The following is a 24,654-nucleotide window of genomic DNA, read 5'->3' as shown; positions in this document are numbered from 1 at the left end:
GAGGGGTACAAGTGGTAAGGGCAAAACGTAAATTAGATCATATTGAATACGCTCTTTCTACTGGTCAGTCTCGTACGCATGGCTTTCATGATATTGATTTTGTGCATCAAAGCTTGCCAAATTCAAATTATGACACAATAACATGTGAAACAAAAATCGGCGAACTTTCACTAAGTTCGCCGATTTTTATCAATGCGATGACTGGTGGTGGAGGAGAGAAAACGTTACATATTAATGAGCAATTAGCATATGTAGCGAAACATCATAACCTTGCTATGGCTGTAGGTTCGCAAATGGCGGCGTTAAAAGATGAAAGTGAAGCTGCTTCTTATAAGGTGATTAGAAAGGTAAACCCAAATGGTATTTTCTTTGCTAATTTAGGTAGTGAGGCAACTATCGAGCAGGCAGAGCGCGCCGTTGATATGATTGAAGCGAATGCATTACAAATTCATTTAAATGTCATACAAGAGTTAACGATGCCAGAAGGAGACCGTGATTTTACTGGAGTACTTCAGCGCATTGAGAAAATTGTTTTAAATAGTAAAGTTCCTATCATTGTAAAAGAAGTTGGATTTGGGATGAGTAAGGAAACAATGCAACAGTTAGTGAACGTAGGTGTAACAGCAATTGATATTGGTGGGCAAGGTGGTACGAATTTTGCTGCTGTTGAAAACGAAAGAAGACAGCGAATGCTTTCTTATTTTAATAACTGGGGCATACAAACAGCAACCTCGATTATTGAAGCAACCTCTACAAATAATAACCTCTCTTTTATTGCATCTGGGGGTATACAAACAGCGCTTGACGTAGCGAAAGCAATCGCATTAGGGGCGAATACAACTGCGTTTGCTGGTTATTTTTTACGTATTTTAATGCAAGATGGTATCGAGAAGTTAGTAGATGAAATTGAGCTTCTACATACAGATTTGAAATTTATAATGACAGCTCTTGGTGCGAAGACGATAGAAGAGTTGCAATCTGTACCTCTTGTTGTAAAGGGTGAAACATATCATTGGTTAATGCAGCGTGGTATTGATACTGCGCATTATAGTAGGAGATAAAAAATCAACCATTCGGTTGATTTTTTTTTGTTCTATTCTTTTTCGTAATATAAAGTGGAGAATGGAATTAGCATTATATAAAAATATCATTTCGTAAAAATTGTAATTGAAAAAGGGTTGAAAAATGTAGATGGTGTGTTGTCGAATTACTGGAGAGAACTTAATTTTTAATGGGAATAGGTGAAGGTAAAAAGAAGTAATGGGAGGATATAGTATGCGAAATATTATTTCGATATAAATAGAAATCATTAAACTGATTATGTAAAAGACGGTTTCGTACAATATAGAAACCGTCTTTTTGTATTAATTAGTGCTGGTTTTGTTTTCGAGCCTGTTCTGGTGTATCAAGTCCAGTTGCACCTGGATATTGTAGTGATTGATCACGATCGGATTCAACGCGGCGTGATTCTCGTAGTTTTCGTTCTTGGCGATCTTTACCCATAATGAATACCACCTCCTTGTTAAAAGTGTTGCTGTTATAAGAAAAAACTATGCGTAAATAAAGCGGATTAACTTTCATAAAAAGTTCCCATAATGGAAAACATAGGAGGTGAAGTTGATGGATGGAAGTACTTTTTATTTTGTAGCTTGGATAGGGTGGATCATTGTAACCTTTTTTATGAAAAAGGACCCTATCCGGTGGAAGTTAGGCGCTTGTATACTGATTTTTATAATTTGCTCTCCGTTACATGTAACGATTGCCTCATTCGTGGTATCAGTAAATGCTCTTTTACTTTGTATTATTTCTTTTATAGGGATCACGCTATATTCCTTCTGGAAAAAATTGTATAGCTTACTTTCGGCACTTATTATTGCAATGTTATATACAAGTTTTCATCTGTTAGAAATATATGATCCGATTTGGATTGTGGTGGATAGAGTGTTTCTGCTAAGTAGTGCTCTTGTGTATGCATCGGTGTTATTGCATGGGGATCGCATATTACGATTATGTTCTCTATATGTAGGGATGTTACAAGGAGAGCTGCTAGTGACATTTATTTTTAGGAAATTGAATTTTCCATATGATTACGGTAGTTTAGCATTTTTTGATATCGTCGCCATTTCTACATTATTCATGGCAATATTGTTTTGGATTGCAAAAGCATCAGTATACATGGAACGGTTTAAGAGAAAAACACGTAAAAGAAAGGCGAGGGTAATACATGACTGAATATACACCAGCCATTTTATGCGGCGTAATAGCGGGGACAGTTACAAGGGTGCTAATGCTTCGGACGGATACGCGGCAATATCCGACGAGGCTACATGGGAAAATTATTCATATTGCAATGGGGTTAATTGCAGCTGCTTTAGGAGCGATTGCAATCCCGTCTATTTTGAAAAAAGATTTTTCTGCCATTACATTTCTTACATTAGCAGCGACACAATTTCGTGATGTACGTAATATGGAAAGAAATACGCTTCAACAATTAGATGGGTATGAGCTCGTACCGCGTGGAAATACATACATTGAAGGAATTGCATTGGTTTTTGAAAGTCGCAACTATTTGGCAATGTTAACGTCGTTTGCAACGACGTTTGCGTATATAGGATTCCGTTCATGGATTGCAGGAGTAATTATGGCTATAATCGCATTTTTTATCGCGAAAAAATTAATGTCTGGTAAAAGGCTACATGATCTTGTTGAAATTGAGCACGTTCCGCTTCGTTTTGAAGGAGCAGGGCTTTATATTGACAATATTTACATTATGAATATTGGATTGCCAGCAAGACAAGAAGAAATTATGAAATATGGTATGGGTTTTATTTTAAAGCCGAAATCAATTGATGCGATGGTTACAATCTCAAATTTAGGGCAACGACAAGCTATTTTACACGATGTTTCAGTAGCGTTAGGGATTTATAGAGATTCTGGTACACCAGCGCTTGTACCGTTAGCAAAGCGTGATTTAGAGGATGGCAGGGTTGGGATTTTTGTCCTGCCGCAAGATCAAGATGCAGAGAAAGCGATAGGTGTCATAGGAAATGTACCAACGTTAGAAAGTGCTGTCCATATGTCATCGGAAGCCCCAAAAGGAAGGGGAGATAAGAGATGATGTTAGAAAGTGTTATTCTGGCAGTTATAACAACGACTCCAGAAAAATTTGCAGGTGGTGCTCCTTTATTCGTTTGCGAATCGACGGAGGAACTAGAATTTGTTGCAAATAATTTAGAAGCAATTTTAGATGGTATAGCACATCGCTTACAAGAGAATGTATATATTATTGTGAAACATTAGCAACGTGTGTTATAATGTGAGGTGTTTTGATACGTTGAGAAATATTCTGGAATGCAAATCCCTTCTTGCACAAAGAAGGGTTTTTTACATAATAAACAGAAGCAAGTTGAAAGGATGAAAGTATATGCCGAAACCAGTAATAGCGATAGTAGGTCGCCCGAACGTAGGGAAATCTACTATTTTCAATAGAATTGTTGGAGAAAGAGTTTCAATCGTAGAAGATATTCCAGGTGTAACGCGCGATCGTATTTATAGCGCTGGAGAATGGTTAAATCATGAATTTAACATTATTGATACGGGCGGAATTGATATTGGAGACGAGCCGTTTTTGACACAAATTCGTCAACAAGCTGAAGTAGCAATTGATGAAGCGGATGTTATCATTTTTATGACAAACGGTCGTGACGGTGTAACAGCAGCTGATGAAGAAGTTGCAAAAATTTTATATCGTTCAAATAAACCGGTTGTACTTGCAGTAAATAAAGTAGACAATCCGGAAATGCGCAGTGACATTTATGACTTTTATGCATTAGGATTTGGCGAACCATTCCCAATTTCAGGTACACACGGATTAGGGTTAGGTGACTTACTAGACGAAGCTGCACAACATTTTCCAAAGATTGAAGAAGACGGATATGATGAAGACACAATTCGTTTCTCTTTAATTGGACGTCCAAACGTAGGGAAATCATCACTTGTAAATGCTCTTCTTGGTCAAGAGCGTGTAATTGTTAGTAATGTAGCAGGAACAACTCGTGATGCTGTCGATACACCATATAGTAAAGATGGAAAAGATTATGTAATTATTGATACAGCTGGTATGCGTAAAAAAGGAAAAGTGTATGAAAGTACAGAAAAATATAGTGTACTTCGTGCGCTAAGAGCGATTGAACGTTCTGACGTTGTTTTAGTTGTTTTAGATGGTGAAGAAGGAATTATTGAGCAAGATAAAAAAATCGCTGGATATGCTCATGATTCAGGGCGAGCTGTTGTTATCGTTGTAAATAAATGGGATGCAGTGAAAAAAGACGAAAAAACAATGAAAGCATTTGAAGAAAATATCCGTGCTCATTTCCAATTCTTAGAATACGCACCAATTGTTTTCTTATCTGCAAAAACGAGAAAACGTACACAAACATTAATACCGGTTATCGATGAGGTAAATGAAAGTCATAGTATCCGTATTCAAACGAACGTATTAAACGATGTAATTATGGATGCGGTAGCGATGAATCCGACGCCAACTCATAATGGTAGCCGTCTGAAAATTTTCTATGCAACACAAGTTGCGGTAAAACCACCGACATTTGTTGTGTTTGTAAACGATCCAGAATTATTGCACTTCTCATATGAGCGTTTCTTAAAGAATCGCTTACGTGAATCATTTGGCTTCGTAGGAACGCCGATTCACATTATCGCTAGAGCAAGAGACTAATGGAGAGGATGTGATTTTATGACAAAAATCACAGTAGTAGGAGCAGGTAGCTGGGGAACAGCGTTAGCGATGGTATTAGCTGACAATGGACATGATGTACGTATTTGGGGAAATCGCCCAGAACTTATGGATGAAATTAATACGAAACATGAGAATAGTCGATATCTCCCAGGCATTACATTGCCAAGCACAATCGTAGCCTACTCTTCTTTAGAAGAAGCATTAGTAGATGTAAATACAGTACTGCTAGTAGTACCAACGAAAGCGTACAGAGATGTATTACAAGAGATGAAAGAAATTGTTACTGAACCAATTACTTGGATTCATGCGAGCAAAGGAATTGAACCTGGTACGTCAAAACGTATTTCGGAAGTGATTGAGGAAGAAATTCCAGAGCACTTAATTAAAGATGTTGTTGTACTGTCTGGACCGAGTCATGCTGAAGAAGTCGGTTTACGACAAGCGACAACAGTTACGTCTGCAGCAAAGCGTATGGAAGCGGCTGAGGAAGTACAAGATTTATTTATGAATAGTTATTTTCGTGTATACACAAATCCAGATATCGTTGGAGTTGAACTTGGTGGTGCGTTAAAAAATATTATCGCATTAGCTGCTGGTATAACTGATGGTCTTGGATTAGGTGATAATGCAAAGGCGGCATTGATGACACGTGGTTTAACAGAGATTGCTCGTTTAGGAAGAAAAATGGGCGGGAATCCGTTAACGTTTGCTGGTCTAACTGGTATGGGAGACTTAATTGTAACTTGTACAAGTGTTCATAGCCGAAATTGGCGCGCTGGAAATATGCTTGGAAAAGGACACTCTTTAGAAGAAGTGTTAGAAAGCATGGGTATGGTTGTGGAAGGTGTAAGAACAACGAAAGCTGCTCATGAATTGGCAGAGAAAATGGAAGTTGAAATGCCGATTACAGCTGCTTTATATGACGTGCTGTTCAATGGGAATAACGTAAAAGATGCAGTAGGCTCATTGATGGGACGTGTTCGAAAACATGAAGTGGAAGCTATACCTGATTTACTGTAAAGAAAAGCGACAGAAGTACATTTGTACTTCTGTCGCTTTTTTATTTTTTGGGTCTTTTCACCATTTTTTCATTTTTGCATAGGATGAAGAGTAACTTGAGGAGAGGGTGAAAAGAATGGATAATAATATTTTTAATAATATTGAGAAGGAAGCGAAAGTAAATAAAGAGGATATTTTTAAATTAGCATCATCCGTGCAAAATGCGAATTTACGTGATGAAACTGTACTTCGTCAATTAATTCATCAAGTGGCTCTTATGGCGGGACGTGAAGTGCCGAAAGAGCAAGAGGATCAAATTGTAAAAGCGATTATTAATAATAATATGCCAACAGATTTTGGTTCGTTAAGCAAAATGTTTAAAAAATAAATTATGAGAAACAAAGAGTTTGGAGATTGCATATGATAGCCATGAAAGAATGGGAATAGAGCTGTTTTTGGGCATATTTGGTCAACCGAAGCGAGAGATACAATCGCTTCGGTTTTATTTTTGCCTAGATTGGTGAGAAATGCTGGAAAACCTATTGATTAAAGTTACATACTCGCGATTTGTAGTAAAATGTTCTTTTTGTATTTGTTTAAAGATTTTAATTTGTTAAAATAGTATAAAAATAGATTAATAAAAAGGGGTGTGTATATGTCAGAAGGGCTTATGAAAATGTGGTTGGCTTTAGGGGCAATTGGATTTATGTTTTTTGCAGTAAGTTTTATTTTATTAAGTAGACATAGAATAAAGAATAAATTTTTGAAAGGGATTACAGCGTTAGTAGCGTACACCCTTATGATTGTGTCAGGAATTGTTATTTTTCTTGTTGTATTTAGTGGACCTGTACAGCAGTAAATGGAATGGTCTCGAAAATACTACATACGGAGCAAATTAGATTAGTATGAAAAGGTGATGCTAGTGAAAAAATTCCATATTATTTTAATATTTTGTTGTATGAGCCTTTTAACGGGGTGTCTGTATCCGAAAGAAAATATGAAGCAAAATGCGGTTCCTTATGAAGATCAGCTACAGGTTGTTCAAAAAGCTGTTGTGACATTTAAGGAGCAAAATGATGGGATATTGCCAATTAAGACGAGGGATATGAGTACACCTATTTATCAAAAGTATCCAATCGATTTTCAACAGATTGCCCCGCGTTACATACAAGAAGCGCCAGGGAATGCGTATGAAAGTGGAGGAGTATATCAATACGTATTAATAGACGTTGAAACAAATCCGACAGTAAAGTTAATTGATGTTAGGATGGCTGAACAAATTCAGGAACTATCTTTAAAGCTTAGGATGTATCGTGATGAACATCAATATCCACCTTTTAAAAAAGTAATTTCAGATGGTGTATATGAATTGGATTTCAAAAAACTAGGATATAAAGATGTGCCACAAGTGACAAGTCCATATTCTGGTAAAGGACTTCCTTTTGTAATTAATGAAAAAGGAGAAGTTTTTGTTGATTATAGAATCGACTTATATGACGCTTTGAAAAAAAATGAAGGGCAGTTTACAGAGGGAGAAGATATTCGAAATATACTTTCGAAAGGTTCCCCGTTTGTACCAGCTTATTCTTTACCGTACACAGTAAAGGACGGAGAACCAATTTTTTTAAAATGATAAGTCATGAACCTTTCTTTTAGTGAATAAGTTCTAGAAGAAAGGTTTTTTATGTTATACAACTTACGATGCAAACAAAAGATATTTTTTAATAGTCATATGAAATTGGACAAAATTATATGATATATTGTCCGAACTTCTAGAATACCATTATATTATATCAGATATTATAGGCAACGTTAGAGAAGGTATTAGTTGACTATAAACGCGGAATTATTCCCAAAAATTTTGAGGGAGGGAATCACTTGGAAAAGGTAGATATTTTTAAAGATATTGCAGAACGAACAGGCGGTGATATTTATTTTGGAGTTGTAGGAGCTGTTCGAACAGGGAAATCAACATTCATTAAAAAATTTATGGAACTTGTAGTTATTCCAAATATTGAGAATGAGTCTGACCGTCAAAGAGCGCAGGATGAATTGCCTCAAAGTGCTGCTGGTCGTACAATTATGACGACGGAACCGAAGTTTGTTCCAAACCAAGCGGTTTCTATCGAAGTAGATGAAGGACTTGAAGTGAATATTCGATTAGTAGATTGTGTTGGATATACGGTTCCTGGAGCGAAGGGCTATGAAGATGAGAATGGCCCGCGTATGATTAATACCCCTTGGTATGAAGAACCTATTCCATTCCATGAAGCTGCAGAAATCGGCACGCGTAAAGTAATTCAAGAACATTCAACAATTGGTGTTGTAATTACAACAGATGGAACAATTGGTGAAATTCCAAGAAGAGATTATATAGAGGCAGAAGAACGCGTTGTAAATGAGTTGAAAGAAGTAGGAAAACCTTTCATTATGATAATTAATACGGTACAGCCGTATCATCCAGATACAGAGCAATTACGCCAAAGTTTATCAGAAGAATATGATATCCCGGTTATTGCAATGAGTGTGGAGAGTTTAAGAGAAACAGATGTATATAATGTACTTCGTGAAGCGCTATTTGAATTCCCTGTATTAGAAGTGAATGTGAACCTTCCGAGTTGGGTAATGGTGCTAAATGAAGGGCATTGGTTGCGTCAAAGTTATCAAGAAGCAGTTCAAGAAACTGTGAAGGATATAAAACGTCTTCGTGATGTGGATCGCGTTGTTTGGCAGTTTAGTCAATATGAATTTATTGATCGAGCGAGCCTAGCTGGCATTGATATGGGGCAAGGTGTGGCGGAGATTGATTTATATGCGCCAGATGAATTATATGATCAGATTTTAAAAGAAGTAGTAGGAGTAGAAATTCGAGGGAAAGATCATTTGTTAAAGCTTATGCTCGATTTATCTCATGCGAAAATAGAGTACGATCAAGTGGCGGATGCACTGCGTATGGTTAAGCAAACAGGATATGGTGTAGCAGCACCTGCATTAGCGGATATGAGCTTAGATGAGCCAGAAATTATTCGTCACGGTTCAAGGTTTGGTGTGAAGTTAAAAGCGGTAGCGCCATCTATTCATATGATTAAAGTAGATGTAGAGTCAACGTTTGAGCCGATTATTGGTACTGAAAAGCAAAGTGAAGAATTAGTTCGTTATTTAATGCAAGATTTTGAAGATGACCCGTTATCAATTTGGAATTCTGATATATTTGGACGTTCACTTAGCTCGATTGTTCGAGAAGGAATTCAGGCGAAATTATCTTTAATGCCAGAAAATGCTAGATATAAATTAAAAGAAACGCTAGAAAGAATTATTAATGAAGGATCTGGCGGATTAATTGCGATTATACTATAAGAAAAAATCCCTCTCATTGTAGAGGGATTTTTTGTTTTTTTTGATTATAAAATAGAAAAATAAACAGTCATTATCTAATACATTGTTGTAAATTGTCAAGTTTCATCAGATTTTCACATTTTAAGAGTAACAATTTCCTTAAAAATATTGAATTATAAAGGAGAATCGTATAATATAGGCGTTGATAATGATTTATCTACATCTTTGTAGTATAGAATTTGCAAAAATTGCCTACAAATGAAAGTAAGACTCATTTTATGATCATTATACAGTCTTATCTTTGGGAGGAGGTGAATGGCATGAACAAGACAGATTTAATCAATGCTGTTGCAGAAGCAAGTTCCCTTTCTAAAAAGGACGCAACAAAAGCAGTAGACGCTGTTTTTGATTCTATCTTAGAAGCTTTAAAACAAGGTGATAAAGTACAACTGATCGGATTCGGTAACTTCGAAGTTCGTGAGCGTGCGGCTCGTAAAGGTCGTAACCCACAAACAGGTGAGGAGATTGAAATCGCTGCAAGTAAAGTACCTGCATTCAAACCTGGTAAAGCGTTAAAAGATGCGGTTAAATAATCCTTACATATTAACAGGGAAGAAGAGTTTCCTTTTTGGGAACTCTTCTTTTTGCTTTTAAAAACATAAATATGCTAGAATGTGTTCGTATCACTTTTAGGTTTTCGGGAGGGCTAGCGGATGGCAAAAGTTAATTTAGAACAAATTGAACATGCAGTACGCCTTATTTTAGAGGCGATTGGGGATGACCCAAATCGTGAGGGAGTACTTGATACACCAAAGCGTGTTGCAAAAATGTACGCAGAAGTGTTCTCAGGTATGCATGAAGATCCGAAAGAGCATTTGCATAAAGTATTCGGAGAAGATCACGAAGAGCTTGTACTAGTAAAAGATATACCATTTTATTCGATGTGTGAGCATCATTTAGTACCATTCTATGGAGTTGCTCACGTTGCATATATTCCGCAAGGTGGAAAGGTAACAGGGTTAAGTAAATTAGCTCGTACCGTAGATACAATTGCACGTCGCCCACAACTGCAAGAACGTATTACATCAACAGTAGCGAACTCTATTATGGAAGTACTAGAGCCTCATGGTGTAATGGTAGTAGTAGAAGCAGAACATATGTGTATGACGATGCGTGGTGTGAAAAAACCAGGTGCGAAAACAGTAACGACAGCAGTGCGTGGTGTGCTTGAAAATGATGCTGCAGCGCGCAGTGAAATTTTATCGTTTATTAAAACGAAGTAAAGAAAAGCGGGAAACTGCTTTTCTTTTTTTTTTTAGTAAATAAATGATATAGTTTTAACTAGACAGAGTGAGATTAGAAAGATTGCTTACATGAATGGTAGGTGTAGCCAAGTTTTGGTTATAGAAAATAGAGTGTATGTGTTATAATAAGTTTTATGAATTAGAAAACAAGGGTGATTTTTTGTGTGTGACATCTACGGAGGGTATGCGGGTATAAAAGAAAAATTGATGGAGAAATTACGCCATCCTTATTTTATAAACTATATTGAAGAACCATTTATTGATGAAGAAAAGATAGCATTGTTATATGGTGCTTTAAAGAGTGCAAACTTACATATAGAACAAATTGAGCATTACGTAGTAACAATTATGCTTGTACAAATTGCGCTTGATACGCATGAAAGGGTATCAAATAAAGCAGGCGAGGAAGAGATTGAATTCCATAAATGTCGTCAATTAACAGTACTTGCAGGCGATTACTATAGTGGACTATATTATTATTTATTGTCTATGAATCGTGATATTGTTTTAATTCGTGCACTTGCTGAAGGAATTAAAGAGATAAATGAACACAAAATTATGTTATACCAAAAAGCGCATGAAACGACGGATGACATAATGAAAAGCATAGTAACGATTGAGTCTGCGCTCCTTCAAAAAACATGTGATCATTTTCAGTTATCACATTGGAAGCCATTTATCACATACGTATTAGGTGGAAATCGCCTTCAAAAAGAAATTCAATTGTATGCTGATAAGCAACATTCACCTGTTTTTCAAGCTATGCAAGATGCTTTAGGGGATAAAGCAGAAGTAGTGATTAATGGTTGGATGAAGGAATTGAGAAAGAAAGAAAAACAATTTTTAGAAAATCACACAGACATAAATGAAATAAATTCTGTGTTAAGGAATAAATAGAAGACATAAGCAATTTTACATTGGAAGAAGGTACGAGCATGCAACAATCAAAAGAAGAAAGAGTACATGACGTATTTGAAAAGATTTCTGATAAATACGATGTGATGAATTCTGTAATTAGTTTTCAAAGACATAAAGCGTGGCGGAAAGAAACGATGCGAATTATGGATGTACAACCAGGCAGTCAAGCGCTTGATGTATGCTGTGGAACCGCAGATTGGACAATTGCGCTAGCTGGAGCCGTAGGTGAGCAAGGAAAGGTTGTTGGCTTAGACTTCAGTGAAAATATGTTATCTGTTGGTAAGCAAAAGGTAGAGGCGTTACAATTAAAACAAGTAGAACTTCTACATGGGAATGCAATGGAACTTCCGTTTGAAGATAATACGTTTGATTATGTGACGATTGGGTTTGGTTTACGTAACGTACCGGATTATATGCACGTATTAAAAGAAATGACGCGTGTAGTAAAACCAGGTGGAAAAGTAATCTGTTTAGAAACATCTCAACCAACAATGATTGGTTTTCGACAAGGGTATATTTTATACTTTAAATATATCATGCCGTTATTTGGAAAGATGTTTGCGAAAAGTTATAAAGAATATTCATGGCTTCAAGAATCTGCTAGTACGTTCCCAGGGATGAAAGAATTGGCTCAAATGTTTGAGCAAGCTGGACTTGAACGTGTGCAAGTGAAACCATTTACTTTTGGGGTAGCAGCAATGCATTTAGGAATTAAACCAGAATCAAAATAGAAAAAAGAAGTTTTAGGTTAAGGTGAACAATATGAAGTTACAACTTATGTACTCTTTTTTACGATCGGATATTAATGTGATAGAAAAAGAATTAAAAAAGACAGTCGCTTCTGAACAGCCATTAGTAGAAGAGGCAGCATTACAGCTTATTGAAGCTGGTGGGAAACGAATTCGTCCTGTATTTGTGTTGCTTGCAGGGAAATTTGGAGATTATAAGTTAGATGCGATTAAGCATGTTGCTGTTGCGTTAGAACTTATTCATATGGCTTCTCTTGTTCACGATGATGTTATTGATGCTGCATTTTTACGACGCGGCAGTGCGACTGTGAATGCGAAATGGGGAGATCGTATTGCGATGTATACAGGGGACTATCTGTTTGCTAAGTCTCTTGAATGTATAACCAATATCGAAATTCCAGAGGCACATCAAGCGTTATCACATACTATTTTAGAAGTCTGTAAAGGTGAAATTGAACAAATTAAAGATAAATACAATTATGACCAAAATTTAAGAACGTATTTAAGAAGAATAAAGCGAAAAACAGCATTATTAATTGCCGCGAGTTGTCAATTGGGAGCGATTGCTGCTGGTGCTAATCGTGATACGGTAAATCGTCTATTTTGGTATGGGTATTTTGTAGGAATGTCTTATCAAATTATTGATGACATTTTAGACTTCGTTTCTACAGAAGAGAAACTTGGAAAACCTGCTGGTGGGGATTTACTACAAGGGAATATTACACTTCCTGCTTTATATGCGATGGAAGATCCCGTACTTCGTCAGAAAATCACATCTGTACATGAAAATTCAACAGCAAGTGAAATGCAAGAAATTATTGATGCTGTAAAAAATAGTACAGCAATTGATCAAGCATTTGCGTTTAGTGAACGTTATTTACATAAAGCTTTAGAAATAATAAAACCACTCCCACGTGGAAAAGCAAAGTACGCATTACAAAATGTTGCAAAGTATATTGGAAAACGAAAATTTTAAGGTTTATTCTAAAAAATAAAATAATCTCTCTATTTCAAAACTATTGCACAATTGTGATAAGGGTGATAATATGTGTGTGGGGATATACAATTACATACATAATTCAGAAGTGGAGAGATTTTTTATGGAAAAAACATTTCTAATGGTAAAACCAGACGGTGTACAACGTGCCTTCATTGGGGAAATTGTAGCTCGTTTTGAGAAAAAAGGCTTTCAATTAGTTGGTGCAAAATTAATGCAAGTCACTCCAGAAATTGCTGGACAACACTACGCTGAGCATAAGGAAAAACCTTTCTTTGGTGAGTTAGTAGACTTTATTACATCTGGACCTGTATTCGCAATGGTATGGCAAGGTGAAGGTGTAGTAGATACAGCTCGTAACATGATGGGGAAAACAAGACCACATGAAGCAGCTCCTGGAACAATTCGTGGAGATTTCGGTGTAACTGTTGCGAAAAATATTATCCATGGTTCTGATTCTTTAGAAAGCGCAGAGCGCGAGATTGCTATTTTCTTTAAAGAAGAAGAATTAGTTGACTACTCAAAATTAATGAATGAATGGATTTACTAATTATTTTGAAATAATTTGTAAACGCTTTAATCACTGTGATAATAGTAAAAAGTGCAAGGAGAATAGGGGTATTCTTCTTGCACTTTTTTTATTTTCAGTTAGTTACGAAGTTTGAACTGTTATGATATGTTGATATTTAAATTAGGACTATCGGAAATATAGAATAAGAAAATGGTCGATTTATGATATAATTTCTTTAATATTTTTAGAATGATAAAAGTTAATATAGTGAGATAAATACATATACGAAAAGAGGAATAACGTATGCGATATATTACAGCTGGTGAATCTCATGGTCCACAACTTACAACGATTATAGAAGGTGTTCCGGCAGGATTGTCTTTAGTAGCAGATGATATAAACGAAGAGTTAGCTAGAAGGCAAAAGGGATATGGGCGCGGTAGACGCATGCAAATTGAAACGGATCAAGTGCAAATTTTAAGTGGTGTTAGACATGGAGAAACATTAGGTTCCCCTATTGCACTTGTTGTTGAAAATCGTGATTTTGCACACTGGACAAAAATTATGGGGGCGGAGCCTTTAACTGAGCAAGAAGAAAAAGAGATGAAAAGGAAAGTGACAAAACCAAGGCCTGGGCATGCTGATTTAAATGGTGCGATTAAATATGGTCATAGAGATATGAGGAATGTACTGGAACGTTCGTCAGCGCGCGAAACGACGGTGCGTGTTGCTGCTGGTGCGGTTGCTAAAAAGGTGTTAGCAGAACTTGGTATTAAAGTAGCGGGCCATGTAATTGAAATTGGCGGTGTACAAGCTAAGGAGATTACGTATAGTTCAATTGAAGAATTAAAGAGTATTACCGAAGCATCTCCTGTACGTTGCTTAGATGACGAAGCTGGTAACCAAATGATGAAAGCGATTGATGATGCGAAAGCAAATGGTGATTCAATTGGTGGAATCGTTGAAGTAATTGTGGAAGGGATGCCAATTGGAGTAGGTAGCTACGTGCATTATGATCGAAAACTGGATGCGAAATTAGCAGCTGCAATTATGAGTATTAATGCTTTTAAAGGTGTCGAGATTGGAATTGGTTTTGAAGCAGCGCATAGACCAGGAAGTGAAGTTCATGATGAAATTCTGTGGAATGAGGAGCATGGATATACACGAAGAACAAATAATGCAGGTGGATTAGAAGGCGGTATGACGACTGGAATGCCAATTGTTGTGCGCGGTGTGATGAAACCGATACCTACACTTTATAAACCTCTTCAAAGTGTAGATATTGATACGAAAGAGCCTTTTACAGCGAGCATTGAACGTTCAGATAGTTGTGCAGTGCCAGCAGCTAGTGTCGTTGCAGAAGCGGTTGTGGCTTGGGAATTAGCAACAGCTTTAATAGAACAATTCGGATTAGATCGTATGGAACTAATTCGTGAAAATATTGAGAAACATAATGAATATGCGAGGGGATTTTAATGGGAAACATACATATTCAAACGAAATCAAAAGAATATGATGTACATGTTGGTAAAGAAGTGTTGTCAAACTTAACAACGATCGTTCAGAATATGCAGCCAGCGGTATCTAACGTAATGATTATTTCAGATGAAGCTGTTGCATCACTACATTTACAGACAGTTATCGATGCATTACAAGTAGAGCAGCACGTGTTTTCGTTTGTTGTACCAAGTGGCGAAAAAGAGAAGTCTTTCGAAAATTTCTATGCGGCTCATACGTCAGCTCTTGAAAATAAATTAGATAGAAATTCTTTAATTCTTGCACTTGGAGGCGGAATGATTGGAGATTTAGCTGGTTTTGTTGCTGCATCGTTTATGCGTGGTATTCGCTTTGTGCAGGTTCCGACAACTTTATTAGCGCACGATAGCGCAGTGGGTGGGAAAGTAGCGATTAACCATCCGTTAGGTAAAAATATGATTGGTGCATTCCATCAGCCAGAAGCAGTTGTATATCATACACCGTTTTTACAGTCTCTTCCTGAAAAAGAGTGGCGTTCAGGTTATGCAGAGGTGATAAAGCATGCTCTTATCGGTGATGTGGAGCTATACCATTGGTTAAAAGAAGAAGTGCAAACATTAGCGGATCTTCATGATGAGAAGTTAATCCATATATTAACGAAGGCGATTCCTGTAAAGGCAAATGTTGTGTCACAAGATGAAACAGAGAAGGGTGTACGTGCTCATTTGAATTTTGGACATACGTTAGGACATGCTCTTGAAAAAGAGCTAGGGTATGGAAATATTACTCACGGTGACGGTGTAGCGGTTGGAATGTTATTCGCCATATTTTTAAGTGAGCAAGTGTACAAGGTTGATCTTGCTTATGAAGATATGAAGCAGTGGTTCTTGAAATACGGCTATCCAAAAATGCCAGGAGATTTGAATGTAGAGCGCCTCGTTCAATTGATGAAACAAGATAAGAAAGCAAATGCAGGAGCAATTCATATGGTGCTTATGCAGGAATATGGGGTAGTGAATGTCGTATCTATTTCAGATGAGACTGTTCATATTGCGTTAGAGGCATTTCAAAAAGATATGGTTTAAAATGATAGCGAAGTGCTGTGAAGTGCTCATTTAGAGGTATTCTCGTAATAGTGACGGTTATGACAAAAGATTACAGTAAGGGGCTATAACCGTATTGTAATCAAATTGAATGAAATGACTGGGGGAAGAAAAATGAGAGTGAAAGAGCAATTGTTAACTTTGAGAGCGTATGTGCCTGGGAAAAACATTGAAGAAGTAAAACGAGAATATGGTTTATCAAAAATTGTGAAATTAGCATCCAACGAAAATCCATTCGGTTGCTCAGCACGTGTGACAGAAGCATTAACTTCTTTAGCGAGCCAATATGCCCTTTATCCAGATGGATATGCCTTTGAACTTCGGACAAAAATAGCGGAACATTTAGGTGTAAAAGCAGAACAACTACTATTTGGTAGTGGATTAGATGAAGTCATTCAAATGATTAGCCGAGCGTTACTACATGAAGGAACAAACGTTGTAATGGCGAATCCTACGTTTTCACAATATCATCACCATGCTGTTATTGAAGGAGCAGAAGTTCGTGAAGTATCACTTAAAGATGGTATTCACGATTTAGATGCAATGCTAGAGCAAGTAGATGAGAAAACGAAAATTGTATGGATTTGTAATCCGAATAATCCAACAGGTACATATGTTGAGAAACAAAAATTACTTTCATTTTTAGAATCAGTTCCTAAGTCGGCTCTCGTTATTATGGACGAAGCATATTATGAATACGCGGAAGCAGAAGACTATCCGCAAACATTACCACTTCTTGAAAAGTATGAAAATCTTATGGTTTTACGCACGTTTTCAAAAGCATATGGTTTAGCTGCTTTTCGTATCGGATATGCGATTGGGGATGCGAAGTTAATCGGACAGCTAGAAGTAGCTAGGTTACCATTCAATACATCAACTGTAGCCCAATCTGTAGCACTCGCTGCATTAGAAGATCAAGCTTTTTTACAAGATTGTGTGCAAAAGAATGCTGAAGGTTTAAATCAGTATTATGCATTTTGTAAAGAATATAACGTATTCTATTATCCATCTCAAACAAATTTCATTTTCTTAAAACTCGGTATACCAGGTAATGAAGCTTTCGAACGATTAATGAAAAAAGGATATATCGTTCGTTCTGGTGCTGCATTTGGTATCGATGATGGTATTCGTATTACTGTCGGTTTGAAGGAAGAAAATGATGAAATTATAGAGTTACTGAAAGAGCTTGTAAATGAGCAAGTACAGAAAGAAGAAACATATTCTTAAGAGATTGTGAAGGCTCCTATTATAGGAGCCTTTTTTATCGCATTCAAAATAAAGGTTGAAGACTGCTAATTAAGTTATTCTGTAAACCACGGTTTGTATGGCTTGATAATTAGTGAGAGAAGTTATTTGCACGGTCATAAAAGAAAGCGGTACAATAGAAGATGATGATAAGGTATCGGTGTCATATCCGAACCTTTTGAACAATTAACTACTCTGTAGGAAGAAGTATAAGAAGAAGCATGCTCATTCTAAAGGTTGCGTTCTAACAGTGAGTTGCTTATGATAAATGAACAGAAAAGAATATTTTTTAGAATTAAAGGAGACGTTTATGCAAAAGTTTGAACAAGCTGTTTCATATATTGAAAATGGTGAAGCAGAAAAAGGATTACAATTATTAAAAGAACAATTAAAAATTGCGAATGATGAAGAGAAGTATGATATCGCTCGTTACTATCATACACTTGGATTTACAGATGAGGCATTAGCAATTACTGAAGACTTACGTTTACTGTATCCAGAAGAAAGTGAATTCACTGTATTTTTAGCAGAATTATATATTGATCTAGATAAAGAAGATGAAGCGATTGAAGTGCTTCATGATATTCCAGAAAATGACGATTTATATGTTCAATCGTTATTACTTGTTGCAGATTTATTCCAAATGCAAGGTTTTGATGATGTAGCAGAGCAAAAACTATTAAAGGCGAAAGAAATGATGCCTGATGAACCTGTTATTACGTTTGGGTTAGCAGAATTATATAGTAGTAAAGGTGAAGAACAAAAGGCAATTACTTATTATGAATCGCTATTAGCGGAACATAAAGTAATGGGTGGTGTTGTGATCGCACTTCGCCTCGCAGAAACGTTAAGCGCGATCGGAAACTGGGAAGAAGCGATTTCTTATTATGAAGCAGGCCTAGAGGAACAAAAAGATATTCACTCATTATTTGGATATGCCTTCACATTATACCAAGGTGAAGAATATCAGAGAGCAATTGGTGCTTGGCAGGAATTAAAAGAATTAGACCCTGAGTACGCATCACTGTACATGTATTTAGCGAAAAGCTATGAAAAAGAAGGAATGCTTCAAGAAAGCTATGAAACGCTTCATGAAGGAATTAAAGTAGATGAGCTTTCAGTTCCATTTTATGTAGAGTTAGCGAACATTGCGGCGAAATTAGGAAAAATAGTAGAAGCAGAGGAAGTTCTTCAAAAAGCGCTTGAGTTAGATCCAGGGCATTTAGGTGCAACATTAAAATATGCATATATCTTAAAAGAACAAGAAAAGTACGAAGAGTTAATTGCAATTGTAGAGCGTGCTATTGATAGTGGAGAACCAGATACACAACTACTTTGGGATCTTGCGTATGCAAAAAAACAATTAGAAATGTATTCGGATGCATTAAAACACTATGAAAGTGCATATACTTCTTTTAAGAATCATCCAGACTTCTTAGAAGAGTACGGTTATTTCTTATTGGAAGAAGGAAAACGAAAAGAGGCGAAAGAAGTATTTACCCAGTTATTACAACTAGACCCGACACAAATTCATATTGAAGAGTTGTTATATAATTTAGAGGATTTTTCATAAGTTGGAAGGAAACTGAATGCCGCTTCTTGAATCTAAAAAGAAAAGAGAAAGACAGAGGAGGGACTTAATTGCTATGAATACCCCTGTTTCTGTAAACGAGAAGAAGGATTTTGTAAAATGGTTTTTGAATAATTACCAACTGAAACAGCGTGAATGTGTATGGATTCTGAATTATTTAATGAGTCACGACCAATTGATGCATAAAGTCCACTTCGTAGAGCATGCAAAATATTGTCCGCGTGGCTTAGTGATGTCAGCGAATTGTGTGAAAGACACACCGTTTCACTTTTTTAAACAAAATGTTATGACAACAGATGCTGAAAAATCGTTTCATGATATTCGTTTAAATCGAGATGAGGATATTTATATTCAACTCAACTTTAAATCATCGTTTCAAAATGCGAATTATGTAGCTGTATTAGAAGAAAACCCATATCTACCAAAGCATATTGAAGTAAATGAAAAAGATCGTTTACTTGCAGAAAGGTTTTTGGAAGAAAGTGTATTTTCGTTTAGGAGAGAACGCCTTTTGAAACAAATTGATGAAGCGTTAGATAAGCAAGATAAGGAAGCGTTTCATAGATTAACGGCAGAGTTAAAAACTTTATAGAATTTATTTGGATTAATAAATTTTTACAAATTTCAGACTTTCATCAAGAAAAACTACCTATATTGGGTAGTTTTTCTTTTTTTACCCCTTTTAGTATGGTTTAATATATATAAAGTGAAAGTTCTGTCATTTGTAAGTGAAGGAGGGAAGGAATTTGAAGTGGATTGTAAAAGATGTGGAACAGTTTGAGCAAGCAAGAGAGTATGTTGATACAGGAGTAATACCGCTGTTATCAATTTCGGCAGCAAAAGAAATGAAAATGGTTGTAGAACAAGGTGAATTTATCGAATTGTTGAGCACGGAATTGGAAAGAGAGTATAAGGGAAGAGTGCTTTTACTGCCTGCGTTTACGTATTTGGTAGAAAGTCAAAAGAATGAAAAAGGTCGTTTGCAAGAATGGACAAATCATTTACGAAGTGAAGGTTTTAAGCATATTGCTTATGTTACAAGTGATTTTTCATGGAAAGAGGATATGCAAGAGTTACAGGGAGATTTGTTTTGGTTTCCTTCATTAGCATTAGAACAATTTAGTGATCAAGCAAAAAGAGAAGTTATTCATGCACATATAAAAAATATAATGGTGATGTTGGAAGAGAAATGGGGAAATTCATAATAAACAGAAAGTTCTTATTATTATGAGTAGTATGATATTGACCTGTGCATGAGCGTATTATATCATGATAGTGTCCTAGTTTTTATTTTTTATATAATTTATCACGAGGGGACAATTTCTGATAGAGGGGGGAAATTTTCGTGAGCGAGAAAGAACATCGCGTGTCAAGAAGACAATTTTTAAATTACACACTCACAGGGGTAGGAGGCTTTATGGCTGCCGGTATTTTAATGCCGATGACGCGATTTGCGCTTGATCCGGTGTTAAGAAAAGAAGCGGGAACGGATATGGTTGCTGTTGCGCAAGTAAAGGATATTACAACAGAGCCGAAGCGTTTCGATTTTAAAGTGAAGCAGGTTGATGGTTGGTACAAGTCTGAAGAACCAAAATCAGCTTGGGTTCATAAAGATGAAAGCGGAGACATTGTTGCGTTCTCTCCAGTATGTAAACATTTAGGATGTACAGTTAACTGGAATTCGGACAAAGCACATCCGAATCAATTCTTTTGCCCATGTCACGGGGGTCGTTATACAAAAGATGGGATTAACATTAAAGGTACGCCACCCCTTGCTCCGCTTGATGTGTACGAGTCTAAAGTGAAAGATGGAACGCTGTATCTAGGAAAAGCGAAGCCAAGAGGGGGTGCAAAGTAGATGTTAAATAAAATTTATGATTGGGTGGATGAAAGATTAGATATTACACCAATATGGCGTGATATCGCTGATCATGAAGTACCTGAACATGTAAACCCGGCACATCACTTTTCTGCATTCGTCTATTGCTTTGGAGGACTTACCTTTTTCGTTACTGTAATTCAAATTTTATCTGGAATGTTTTTGACGATGTATTATGTGCCTGATATTAAAAATGCTTGGGAATCAGTTTACTATTTACAAAATGAAGTTGCTTATGGGCAAATTGTTCGTGGTATGCACCACTGGGGTGCTAGTCTCGTAATTGTAATGATGTTTTTACATACACTCAGAGTTTTCTTCCAAGGTGCGTATAAAAAGCCCCGTGAGTTAAACTGGATTGTTGGTGTTCTTATTTTCTTTGTTATGTTAGGTCTTGGTTTTACCGGATATTTATTACCGTGGGATATGAAAGCTTTATTTGCTACAAAAGTAGGGATTCAAATTGCAGAGCAAACACCGCTCATTGGTCCTTATATTAAAACATTACTCGCTGGTCATTCCGAAATTGTTGGCGCTCAAACATTAACTCGCTTCTTTGCTATTCACGTCTTCTTCTTACCAGCAGCACTTCTAGGTTTAATGGCCTTCCACTTCATCATGATTCGCAAACAAGGTATTTCCGGTCCACTATAAGAGATTGCTAAATTAAAGGGGAAAGAACTAAAGGAGGGAGATTATGCATCGCGGCAAAGGGATGAAGTTTGTAGGAGATTCTCGGGTACCAGTAGCTCGGAAACCAAATATTCCAAAAGACTATTCTGAATACCCAGGGAAAACAGAAGCATTTTGGCCGAACTTCTTGTTAAAAGAATGGATGGTTGGTGCAGTTTTTTTAATCGGTTATTTATGTTTAACAGTGGCGCATCCGTCGCCGCTTGAGAGAATGGCGGACCCAACAGATGCTGGATATATACCACTTCCAGATTGGTATTTCTTATTCTTGTATCAGTTATTAAAGTATTCGTATGCTTCCGGTTCATTTACTGTAATTGGAGCATTTATTATGCCAGGGATTGCGTTTGGAGCATTACTGTTAGCTCCATTTCTTGATCGAGGTCCAGAAAGACGTCCATTGAAGCGTCCTGTGGCAACTGGCTTTATGCTTTTAGCAATTGCATCGATTATCTTTTTAACTTGGGAATCTGTAGCACACCACGACTGGGAAGCTGCAAAAAAACAAGGAGCAATTGTAAAAACAGCGCCAGTTGATAAAAATGATGATGGCTATAAATTAATGCAAAAAAATACTTGTTTAACATGTCATGGTGACAATTTACAAGGCGGGGCAGCAGCACCGGCACTGCAAAACTTAACTTTAAAGCCAGAAGAAATTGCTAAAATTGCGAAAGAGGGAAAAGGTTCAATGCCTAAAGGTGTATTTAAAGGTACGGATGAGGAACTGAAGAAGCTTTCGGAATTCGTTGCAAAGTATAATAAAAAATAATAAAAAAGCTGACTACAAAATTTGTAGTCAGCTTTTTTATTTAGTTGGATGAAGTTTGTTATAATAGAGTAGGATTTAGTGAATGAATTACTTTGCTTGAAAGGTGTTGGACATAAGGATTGGTGTACTTGTATGCAATGTTAAGACAACGCTCGGTATTATTATTTTTATTAATTGTTAACTTATTAGGTACAATTTATGGATTTATATGGTATGGAAATCAATTGAAAGAAACGTCACCTATATTTTGGCCGTTTGTACCAGATAGTCCTATGGCGACTCTCTTTTTTGTCTTTGTTTTAATTGCTTTTTTGGCAAAGAGAAACTGGGGATTAATAGAAGCGTTAGCGATTGTAACTTTAATAAAATATGGTATTTGGGCTGTTGTTGTAAACGCGATTATGATTTACGTAAAAGGGCCTATAGGCCTTATGGGCTACATGTTAATGCTTTCGCACTTCGCGATGGCAATACAAGGATTTTTATATGCTCCATTCTATCGTATAAAAAAATGGCATTTTATAGTAGCAGCTGTGTGGACGTTGCATAACGATGCAATTGATTATTTATTTTGGCAAATGCCGCGATATGGAATTATGCATTTGTTTGTAGAGGAAATTGGTTATTTTACGTTTTGGTTAAGTATTGCTGTACTATGTATTACATATTATTGTTGCTTACGTGAGCAAAGAAAACAATTTTCTTTATGATGGTTAGAACATTTAGGGGGAGAACATGGAGAAAAATAAGAGTGGTACAAAAATATTGGATCGATTGATTACTTTAGTTGTTTCATATAGCATAGCATTTTCTATTTTTGCACTCGCAACAACGGCAGTTGTATATGGAAAATGGTTGTATTATTTTGAAATTGATTTTTTAAATATTCCTGATTTAGCGGATATGACGAAGGATGAAATTAAGAGAAATTACGATGTGCTTATTACATATTTATCCCCGTTTTATGACGGAGCATTACATTTGCCCACATTAGATATGTCCACAAATGGCCGTATTCATTTTGTAGATGTTAAAAATATTTTAGTAAAGATTCAATATGTGATGTATGCGACAATTATGATTGCAGTGATAGGCGGAATTTATTTATTAAAAAAGAAAAATGAAAAGTTTTTACTGCACGGATCGATTTTAACAATCATTTTTCCGATAGCGCTTATGTTACCAATTGCTATTAATTTTGAAAAGAGTTTTGTATTATTCCATAAACTTTTATTTAGTAATGATTATTGGGTTTTTGATCCTGAAAAGGATCCAATTATATTAATGTTACCAGAAGAGTTCTTTATGCATGCTGCGTGTGCTATTTTATTATTCATTTTAGGTGGGAGTATACTTTGTTACAGCTTATATAGATATCTCGTAAAAAAGAAAAGGATGTCACAGAAAAAATTCTCTGCTTAAAGAGAATTTTTTTCTTTGTAAAACGATAATATATTTTTCGGTCTAGTTCTGTTCTATTCTTGTCCAAATTAACATATTTTGTACTAGTAGTTAAGGGGGGACCGGGATGAAGAGAACATTAATTGGATTGATAGCATTTCTAATTATAATGTTTCCGTTACGTATATATGCTGAAGAGTGGAATGAGCTAACAGGGTTGTTAGACGACTCGTTACAGTTAGTGAAGCGTAATGAAGATGAAAAAGCGGTACAAGTATTACAACATTTCTCGGAGCAGTTTTTAATAAAGGGGAATGAAAAGAAGCAGGAAGTAACACCAGATCAAGTTAGAGTTATTTCTTTAGCTTACGATAAGGCGCAACAATCGCTCTCTGAAGAAGGTTTAGGTAAGCAAGCTAAAATTGATAATGTGCTGGCATTACAACTTGCTGTTGATGCACAAGTATCGAAATATCAACCACTTTGGATGGAAAGAGAAAGGAAAGTAATGGATGCCTTTTCTCAAATGGAAAAAGCGATGGAAAAAGAAGATGCTGGGCAGTTTCAACAAACGTTAAATACGTTTTTAAATGAATTCAATATTATTTATCCAAGCTTAATGATTGCTTTGCCAGAAAACGAGGTCCAGCGTGTAAATGTTCATTTATCTTATTTAGATGAATTTCGTAACGTTATGTTAAAAACGAAAGGCGGCCAAATGCAATTAGGGATTATTAAAGGGGATTTGCAAAAGATATTTCAAACAGTAAAAAAAGATGAAATTGCACCCTCTCTCATTTGGTTTATGACAATTACTGGGGGACTTATTTTATTCACATTAACTTATGTTGGATGGAGAAAGTATAAAGGAGAGAGAGAAAAAAGAAAAAGTAATGTACATTCTAAAAATAGATAATGCAATAA

General features: G+C 36.2%; 29 protein-coding genes. 28 read left to right on the top strand and 1 reads right to left on the bottom strand.

Annotation, left to right across the window (positions count from 1 at the left end):
* Positions 1-11 precede the first annotated feature (11 nt).
* A complete protein-coding gene (locus ACTFO4_RS09800; RefSeq protein ID WP_000251036.1) occupies positions 12-1,061 on the top strand; it encodes a type 2 isopentenyl-diphosphate Delta-isomerase in 1,050 nt (349 codons plus the stop codon).
* Positions 1,062-1,368: 307 nt separating this feature from the next.
* Here ACTFO4_RS09800 and ACTFO4_RS09795 read toward each other — a convergent pair whose 3' ends face one another.
* Positions 1,369-1,503 (bottom strand): YpzI family protein, encoded by a 135-nt coding sequence (locus tag ACTFO4_RS09795; RefSeq protein WP_000513900.1) that lies wholly within the window; start codon positions 1,501-1,503, stop codon positions 1,369-1,371.
* 117 nt (positions 1,504-1,620) lie between these two features.
* Here ACTFO4_RS09795 and ACTFO4_RS09790 point away from each other — a divergent pair, with 117 nt between their 5' ends.
* From ACTFO4_RS09790 to ypjB, 27 genes are all read left to right on the top strand, one after another.
* Positions 1,621-2,232 carry a YphA family membrane protein gene (locus tag ACTFO4_RS09790; RefSeq protein ID WP_048655806.1) on the top strand — a complete coding sequence of 204 codons (612 nt, stop codon included), beginning with the start codon at positions 1,621-1,623 and terminating at the stop codon, positions 2,230-2,232.
* The gene (locus ACTFO4_RS09785) at positions 2,225-3,118 is read left to right on the top strand and encodes a YIEGIA family protein (protein WP_000141596.1); all 894 of its coding nucleotides are present in this window, start codon (positions 2,225-2,227) and stop codon (positions 3,116-3,118) included. The genes ACTFO4_RS09790 and ACTFO4_RS09785 overlap by 8 nt, the downstream gene beginning before the upstream one ends.
* Entirely contained in the window at positions 3,115-3,300 is a 186-nt protein-coding gene (locus ACTFO4_RS09780) for a capping complex subunit for YIEGIA (protein WP_000979059.1), read from the top strand. The genes ACTFO4_RS09785 and ACTFO4_RS09780 overlap by 4 nt, the downstream gene beginning before the upstream one ends.
* Positions 3,301-3,424: 124 nt before the next feature.
* Entirely contained in the window at positions 3,425-4,735 is a 1,311-nt protein-coding gene (gene der / locus ACTFO4_RS09775) for a ribosome biogenesis GTPase Der (RefSeq protein ID WP_001125893.1), read from the top strand.
* A gap of 18 nt (positions 4,736-4,753) precedes the next feature.
* Positions 4,754-5,776, top strand: a complete 1,023-nt coding sequence (locus ACTFO4_RS09770) for an NAD(P)H-dependent glycerol-3-phosphate dehydrogenase (protein ID WP_000161763.1) — start codon at positions 4,754-4,756, stop codon at positions 5,774-5,776.
* Positions 5,777-5,891: 115 nt separating this feature from the next.
* Positions 5,892-6,143 (top strand): stage VI sporulation protein F, encoded by a 252-nt coding sequence (locus ACTFO4_RS09765; protein ID WP_000369754.1) that lies wholly within the window; start codon positions 5,892-5,894, stop codon positions 6,141-6,143.
* Between the two features lie 267 nt (positions 6,144-6,410).
* The gene (locus ACTFO4_RS09760; protein ID WP_001289008.1) at positions 6,411-6,614 is read left to right on the top strand and encodes a DUF2768 domain-containing protein; all 204 of its coding nucleotides are present in this window, start codon (positions 6,411-6,413) and stop codon (positions 6,612-6,614) included.
* Positions 6,615-6,677: 63 nt separating this feature from the next.
* Positions 6,678-7,388 (top strand): hypothetical protein, encoded by a 711-nt coding sequence (locus ACTFO4_RS09755; protein ID WP_000713407.1) that lies wholly within the window; start codon positions 6,678-6,680, stop codon positions 7,386-7,388.
* Positions 7,389-7,633: 245 nt separating this feature from the next.
* Positions 7,634-9,112, top strand: a complete 1,479-nt coding sequence (gene spoIVA / locus ACTFO4_RS09750; RefSeq protein ID WP_000416519.1) for a stage IV sporulation protein A — start codon at positions 7,634-7,636, stop codon at positions 9,110-9,112.
* 299 nt (positions 9,113-9,411) lie between these two features.
* Entirely contained in the window at positions 9,412-9,684 is a 273-nt protein-coding gene (locus ACTFO4_RS09745) for an HU family DNA-binding protein (RefSeq protein WP_001043860.1), read from the top strand.
* A gap of 120 nt (positions 9,685-9,804) precedes the next feature.
* The gene (folE, locus tag ACTFO4_RS09740; protein ID WP_001151482.1) at positions 9,805-10,374 is read left to right on the top strand and encodes a GTP cyclohydrolase I FolE; all 570 of its coding nucleotides are present in this window, start codon (positions 9,805-9,807) and stop codon (positions 10,372-10,374) included.
* A 183-nt stretch (positions 10,375-10,557) separates the two neighbouring features.
* Entirely contained in the window at positions 10,558-11,292 is a 735-nt protein-coding gene (locus ACTFO4_RS09735) for a heptaprenyl diphosphate synthase component 1 (RefSeq protein ID WP_000332847.1), read from the top strand.
* 38 nt (positions 11,293-11,330) lie between these two features.
* Positions 11,331-12,044 carry a 2-heptaprenyl-1,4-naphthoquinone methyltransferase gene (menG, locus tag ACTFO4_RS09730; RefSeq protein ID WP_001187674.1) on the top strand — a complete coding sequence of 238 codons (714 nt, stop codon included), beginning with the start codon at positions 11,331-11,333 and terminating at the stop codon, positions 12,042-12,044.
* 31 nt (positions 12,045-12,075) lie between these two features.
* On the top strand, positions 12,076-13,038 hold the full coding sequence (gene hepT, locus ACTFO4_RS09725) for a heptaprenyl diphosphate synthase component II (RefSeq protein ID WP_000776077.1): 963 nt from the start codon (positions 12,076-12,078) through the stop codon (positions 13,036-13,038).
* Positions 13,039-13,162: 124 nt separating this feature from the next.
* Positions 13,163-13,609: a nucleoside-diphosphate kinase gene (gene ndk / locus ACTFO4_RS09720; RefSeq protein ID WP_000415883.1), complete on the top strand. Its 447-nt coding sequence runs from the start codon at positions 13,163-13,165 to the stop codon at positions 13,607-13,609.
* A 264-nt stretch (positions 13,610-13,873) separates the two neighbouring features.
* The gene (gene aroC / locus ACTFO4_RS09715) at positions 13,874-15,046 is read left to right on the top strand and encodes a chorismate synthase (RefSeq protein WP_001269384.1); all 1,173 of its coding nucleotides are present in this window, start codon (positions 13,874-13,876) and stop codon (positions 15,044-15,046) included.
* Positions 15,046-16,131 (top strand): 3-dehydroquinate synthase, encoded by a 1,086-nt coding sequence (aroB, locus tag ACTFO4_RS09710; RefSeq protein ID WP_000526819.1) that lies wholly within the window; start codon positions 15,046-15,048, stop codon positions 16,129-16,131. The genes aroC and aroB overlap by 1 nt, the downstream gene beginning before the upstream one ends.
* 132 nt (positions 16,132-16,263) lie before the next feature.
* Positions 16,264-17,376 (top strand): histidinol-phosphate transaminase, encoded by a 1,113-nt coding sequence (gene hisC, locus ACTFO4_RS09705; RefSeq protein WP_001264019.1) that lies wholly within the window; start codon positions 16,264-16,266, stop codon positions 17,374-17,376.
* A gap of 328 nt (positions 17,377-17,704) precedes the next feature.
* Entirely contained in the window at positions 17,705-18,967 is a 1,263-nt protein-coding gene (locus ACTFO4_RS09700; RefSeq protein WP_001168671.1) for a tetratricopeptide repeat protein, read from the top strand.
* 73 nt (positions 18,968-19,040) lie between these two features.
* A complete protein-coding gene (locus tag ACTFO4_RS09695) occupies positions 19,041-19,577 on the top strand; it encodes a ReoY family proteolytic degradation factor (RefSeq protein ID WP_001095925.1) in 537 nt (178 codons plus the stop codon).
* Positions 19,578-19,731: 154 nt separating this feature from the next.
* Positions 19,732-20,190, top strand: coding sequence for a YpiF family protein (locus ACTFO4_RS09690; RefSeq protein ID WP_000871313.1), 459 nt, complete (start codon positions 19,732-19,734; stop codon positions 20,188-20,190).
* A 140-nt stretch (positions 20,191-20,330) separates the two neighbouring features.
* Positions 20,331-20,843: a menaquinol-cytochrome c reductase iron-sulfur subunit gene (gene qcrA, locus ACTFO4_RS09685; RefSeq protein ID WP_001290418.1), complete on the top strand. Its 513-nt coding sequence runs from the start codon at positions 20,331-20,333 to the stop codon at positions 20,841-20,843.
* A complete protein-coding gene (qcrB, locus tag ACTFO4_RS09680) occupies positions 20,844-21,518 on the top strand; it encodes a menaquinol-cytochrome c reductase cytochrome b subunit (RefSeq protein WP_000932700.1) in 675 nt (224 codons plus the stop codon). It begins immediately after the preceding gene.
* Positions 21,519-21,561: 43 nt separating this feature from the next.
* Positions 21,562-22,329, top strand: coding sequence for a menaquinol-cytochrome c reductase cytochrome b/c subunit (gene qcrC, locus ACTFO4_RS09675; RefSeq protein ID WP_000554603.1), 768 nt, complete (start codon positions 21,562-21,564; stop codon positions 22,327-22,329).
* A 119-nt stretch (positions 22,330-22,448) separates the two neighbouring features.
* Positions 22,449-23,039 carry a DUF1405 domain-containing protein gene (locus ACTFO4_RS09670; protein ID WP_025709269.1) on the top strand — a complete coding sequence of 197 codons (591 nt, stop codon included), beginning with the start codon at positions 22,449-22,451 and terminating at the stop codon, positions 23,037-23,039.
* Positions 23,040-23,064: 25 nt separating this feature from the next.
* Positions 23,065-23,751, top strand: coding sequence for a lipoprotein intramolecular transacylase Lit (gene lit, locus ACTFO4_RS09665; protein ID WP_000414378.1), 687 nt, complete (start codon positions 23,065-23,067; stop codon positions 23,749-23,751).
* A 106-nt stretch (positions 23,752-23,857) separates the two neighbouring features.
* Positions 23,858-24,646, top strand: a complete 789-nt coding sequence (gene ypjB / locus ACTFO4_RS09660) for a sporulation protein YpjB (RefSeq protein WP_061456977.1) — start codon at positions 23,858-23,860, stop codon at positions 24,644-24,646.
* Positions 24,647-24,654 lie beyond the last annotated feature (8 nt).

Source organism: Bacillus cereus group sp. MYBKT14-1 (assembly GCF_051915185.1).
GTDB classification, from domain to species: Bacteria; Bacillota; Bacilli; order Bacillales; family Bacillaceae_G; genus Bacillus_A; species Bacillus_A cereus.
This window is presented reverse-complemented; position numbering and strand designations above follow the sequence as displayed.

What these genes read in the sequence shown, in the direction of transcription:
- ACTFO4_RS09795 (WP_000513900.1), bottom strand. Translation starts at nt 1,503, where the DNA reads ATGGGTAAAGATCGCCAAGAACGAAAACTACGAGAATCACGCCGCGTT.
- ACTFO4_RS09790 (WP_048655806.1), top strand. Translation starts at nt 1,621, where the DNA reads ATGGATGGAAGTACTTTTTATTTTGTAGCTTGGATAGGGTGGATCATT.
- ACTFO4_RS09785 (WP_000141596.1), top strand. Translation starts at nt 2,225, where the DNA reads ATGACTGAATATACACCAGCCATTTTATGCGGCGTAATAGCGGGGACA.
- ACTFO4_RS09780 (WP_000979059.1), top strand. Translation starts at nt 3,115, where the DNA reads ATGATGTTAGAAAGTGTTATTCTGGCAGTTATAACAACGACTCCAGAA.
- der (WP_001125893.1), top strand. Translation starts at nt 3,425, where the DNA reads ATGCCGAAACCAGTAATAGCGATAGTAGGTCGCCCGAACGTAGGGAAA.
- ACTFO4_RS09770 (WP_000161763.1), top strand. Translation starts at nt 4,754, where the DNA reads ATGACAAAAATCACAGTAGTAGGAGCAGGTAGCTGGGGAACAGCGTTA.
- ACTFO4_RS09765 (WP_000369754.1), top strand. Translation starts at nt 5,892, where the DNA reads ATGGATAATAATATTTTTAATAATATTGAGAAGGAAGCGAAAGTAAAT.
- ACTFO4_RS09760 (WP_001289008.1), top strand. Translation starts at nt 6,411, where the DNA reads ATGTCAGAAGGGCTTATGAAAATGTGGTTGGCTTTAGGGGCAATTGGA.
- ACTFO4_RS09745 (WP_001043860.1), top strand. Translation starts at nt 9,412, where the DNA reads ATGAACAAGACAGATTTAATCAATGCTGTTGCAGAAGCAAGTTCCCTT.
- folE (WP_001151482.1), top strand. Translation starts at nt 9,805, where the DNA reads ATGGCAAAAGTTAATTTAGAACAAATTGAACATGCAGTACGCCTTATT.
- menG (WP_001187674.1), top strand. Translation starts at nt 11,331, where the DNA reads ATGCAACAATCAAAAGAAGAAAGAGTACATGACGTATTTGAAAAGATT.
- hepT (WP_000776077.1), top strand. Translation starts at nt 12,076, where the DNA reads ATGAAGTTACAACTTATGTACTCTTTTTTACGATCGGATATTAATGTG.
- ndk (WP_000415883.1), top strand. Translation starts at nt 13,163, where the DNA reads ATGGAAAAAACATTTCTAATGGTAAAACCAGACGGTGTACAACGTGCC.
- aroC (WP_001269384.1), top strand. Translation starts at nt 13,874, where the DNA reads ATGCGATATATTACAGCTGGTGAATCTCATGGTCCACAACTTACAACG.
- aroB (WP_000526819.1), top strand. Translation starts at nt 15,046, where the DNA reads ATGGGAAACATACATATTCAAACGAAATCAAAAGAATATGATGTACAT.
- hisC (WP_001264019.1), top strand. Translation starts at nt 16,264, where the DNA reads ATGAGAGTGAAAGAGCAATTGTTAACTTTGAGAGCGTATGTGCCTGGG.
- ACTFO4_RS09700 (WP_001168671.1), top strand. Translation starts at nt 17,705, where the DNA reads ATGCAAAAGTTTGAACAAGCTGTTTCATATATTGAAAATGGTGAAGCA.
- ACTFO4_RS09695 (WP_001095925.1), top strand. Translation starts at nt 19,041, where the DNA reads ATGAATACCCCTGTTTCTGTAAACGAGAAGAAGGATTTTGTAAAATGG.
- qcrB (WP_000932700.1), top strand. Translation starts at nt 20,844, where the DNA reads ATGTTAAATAAAATTTATGATTGGGTGGATGAAAGATTAGATATTACA.
- qcrC (WP_000554603.1), top strand. Translation starts at nt 21,562, where the DNA reads ATGCATCGCGGCAAAGGGATGAAGTTTGTAGGAGATTCTCGGGTACCA.
- lit (WP_000414378.1), top strand. Translation starts at nt 23,065, where the DNA reads ATGGAGAAAAATAAGAGTGGTACAAAAATATTGGATCGATTGATTACT.
- ypjB (WP_061456977.1), top strand. Translation starts at nt 23,858, where the DNA reads ATGAAGAGAACATTAATTGGATTGATAGCATTTCTAATTATAATGTTT.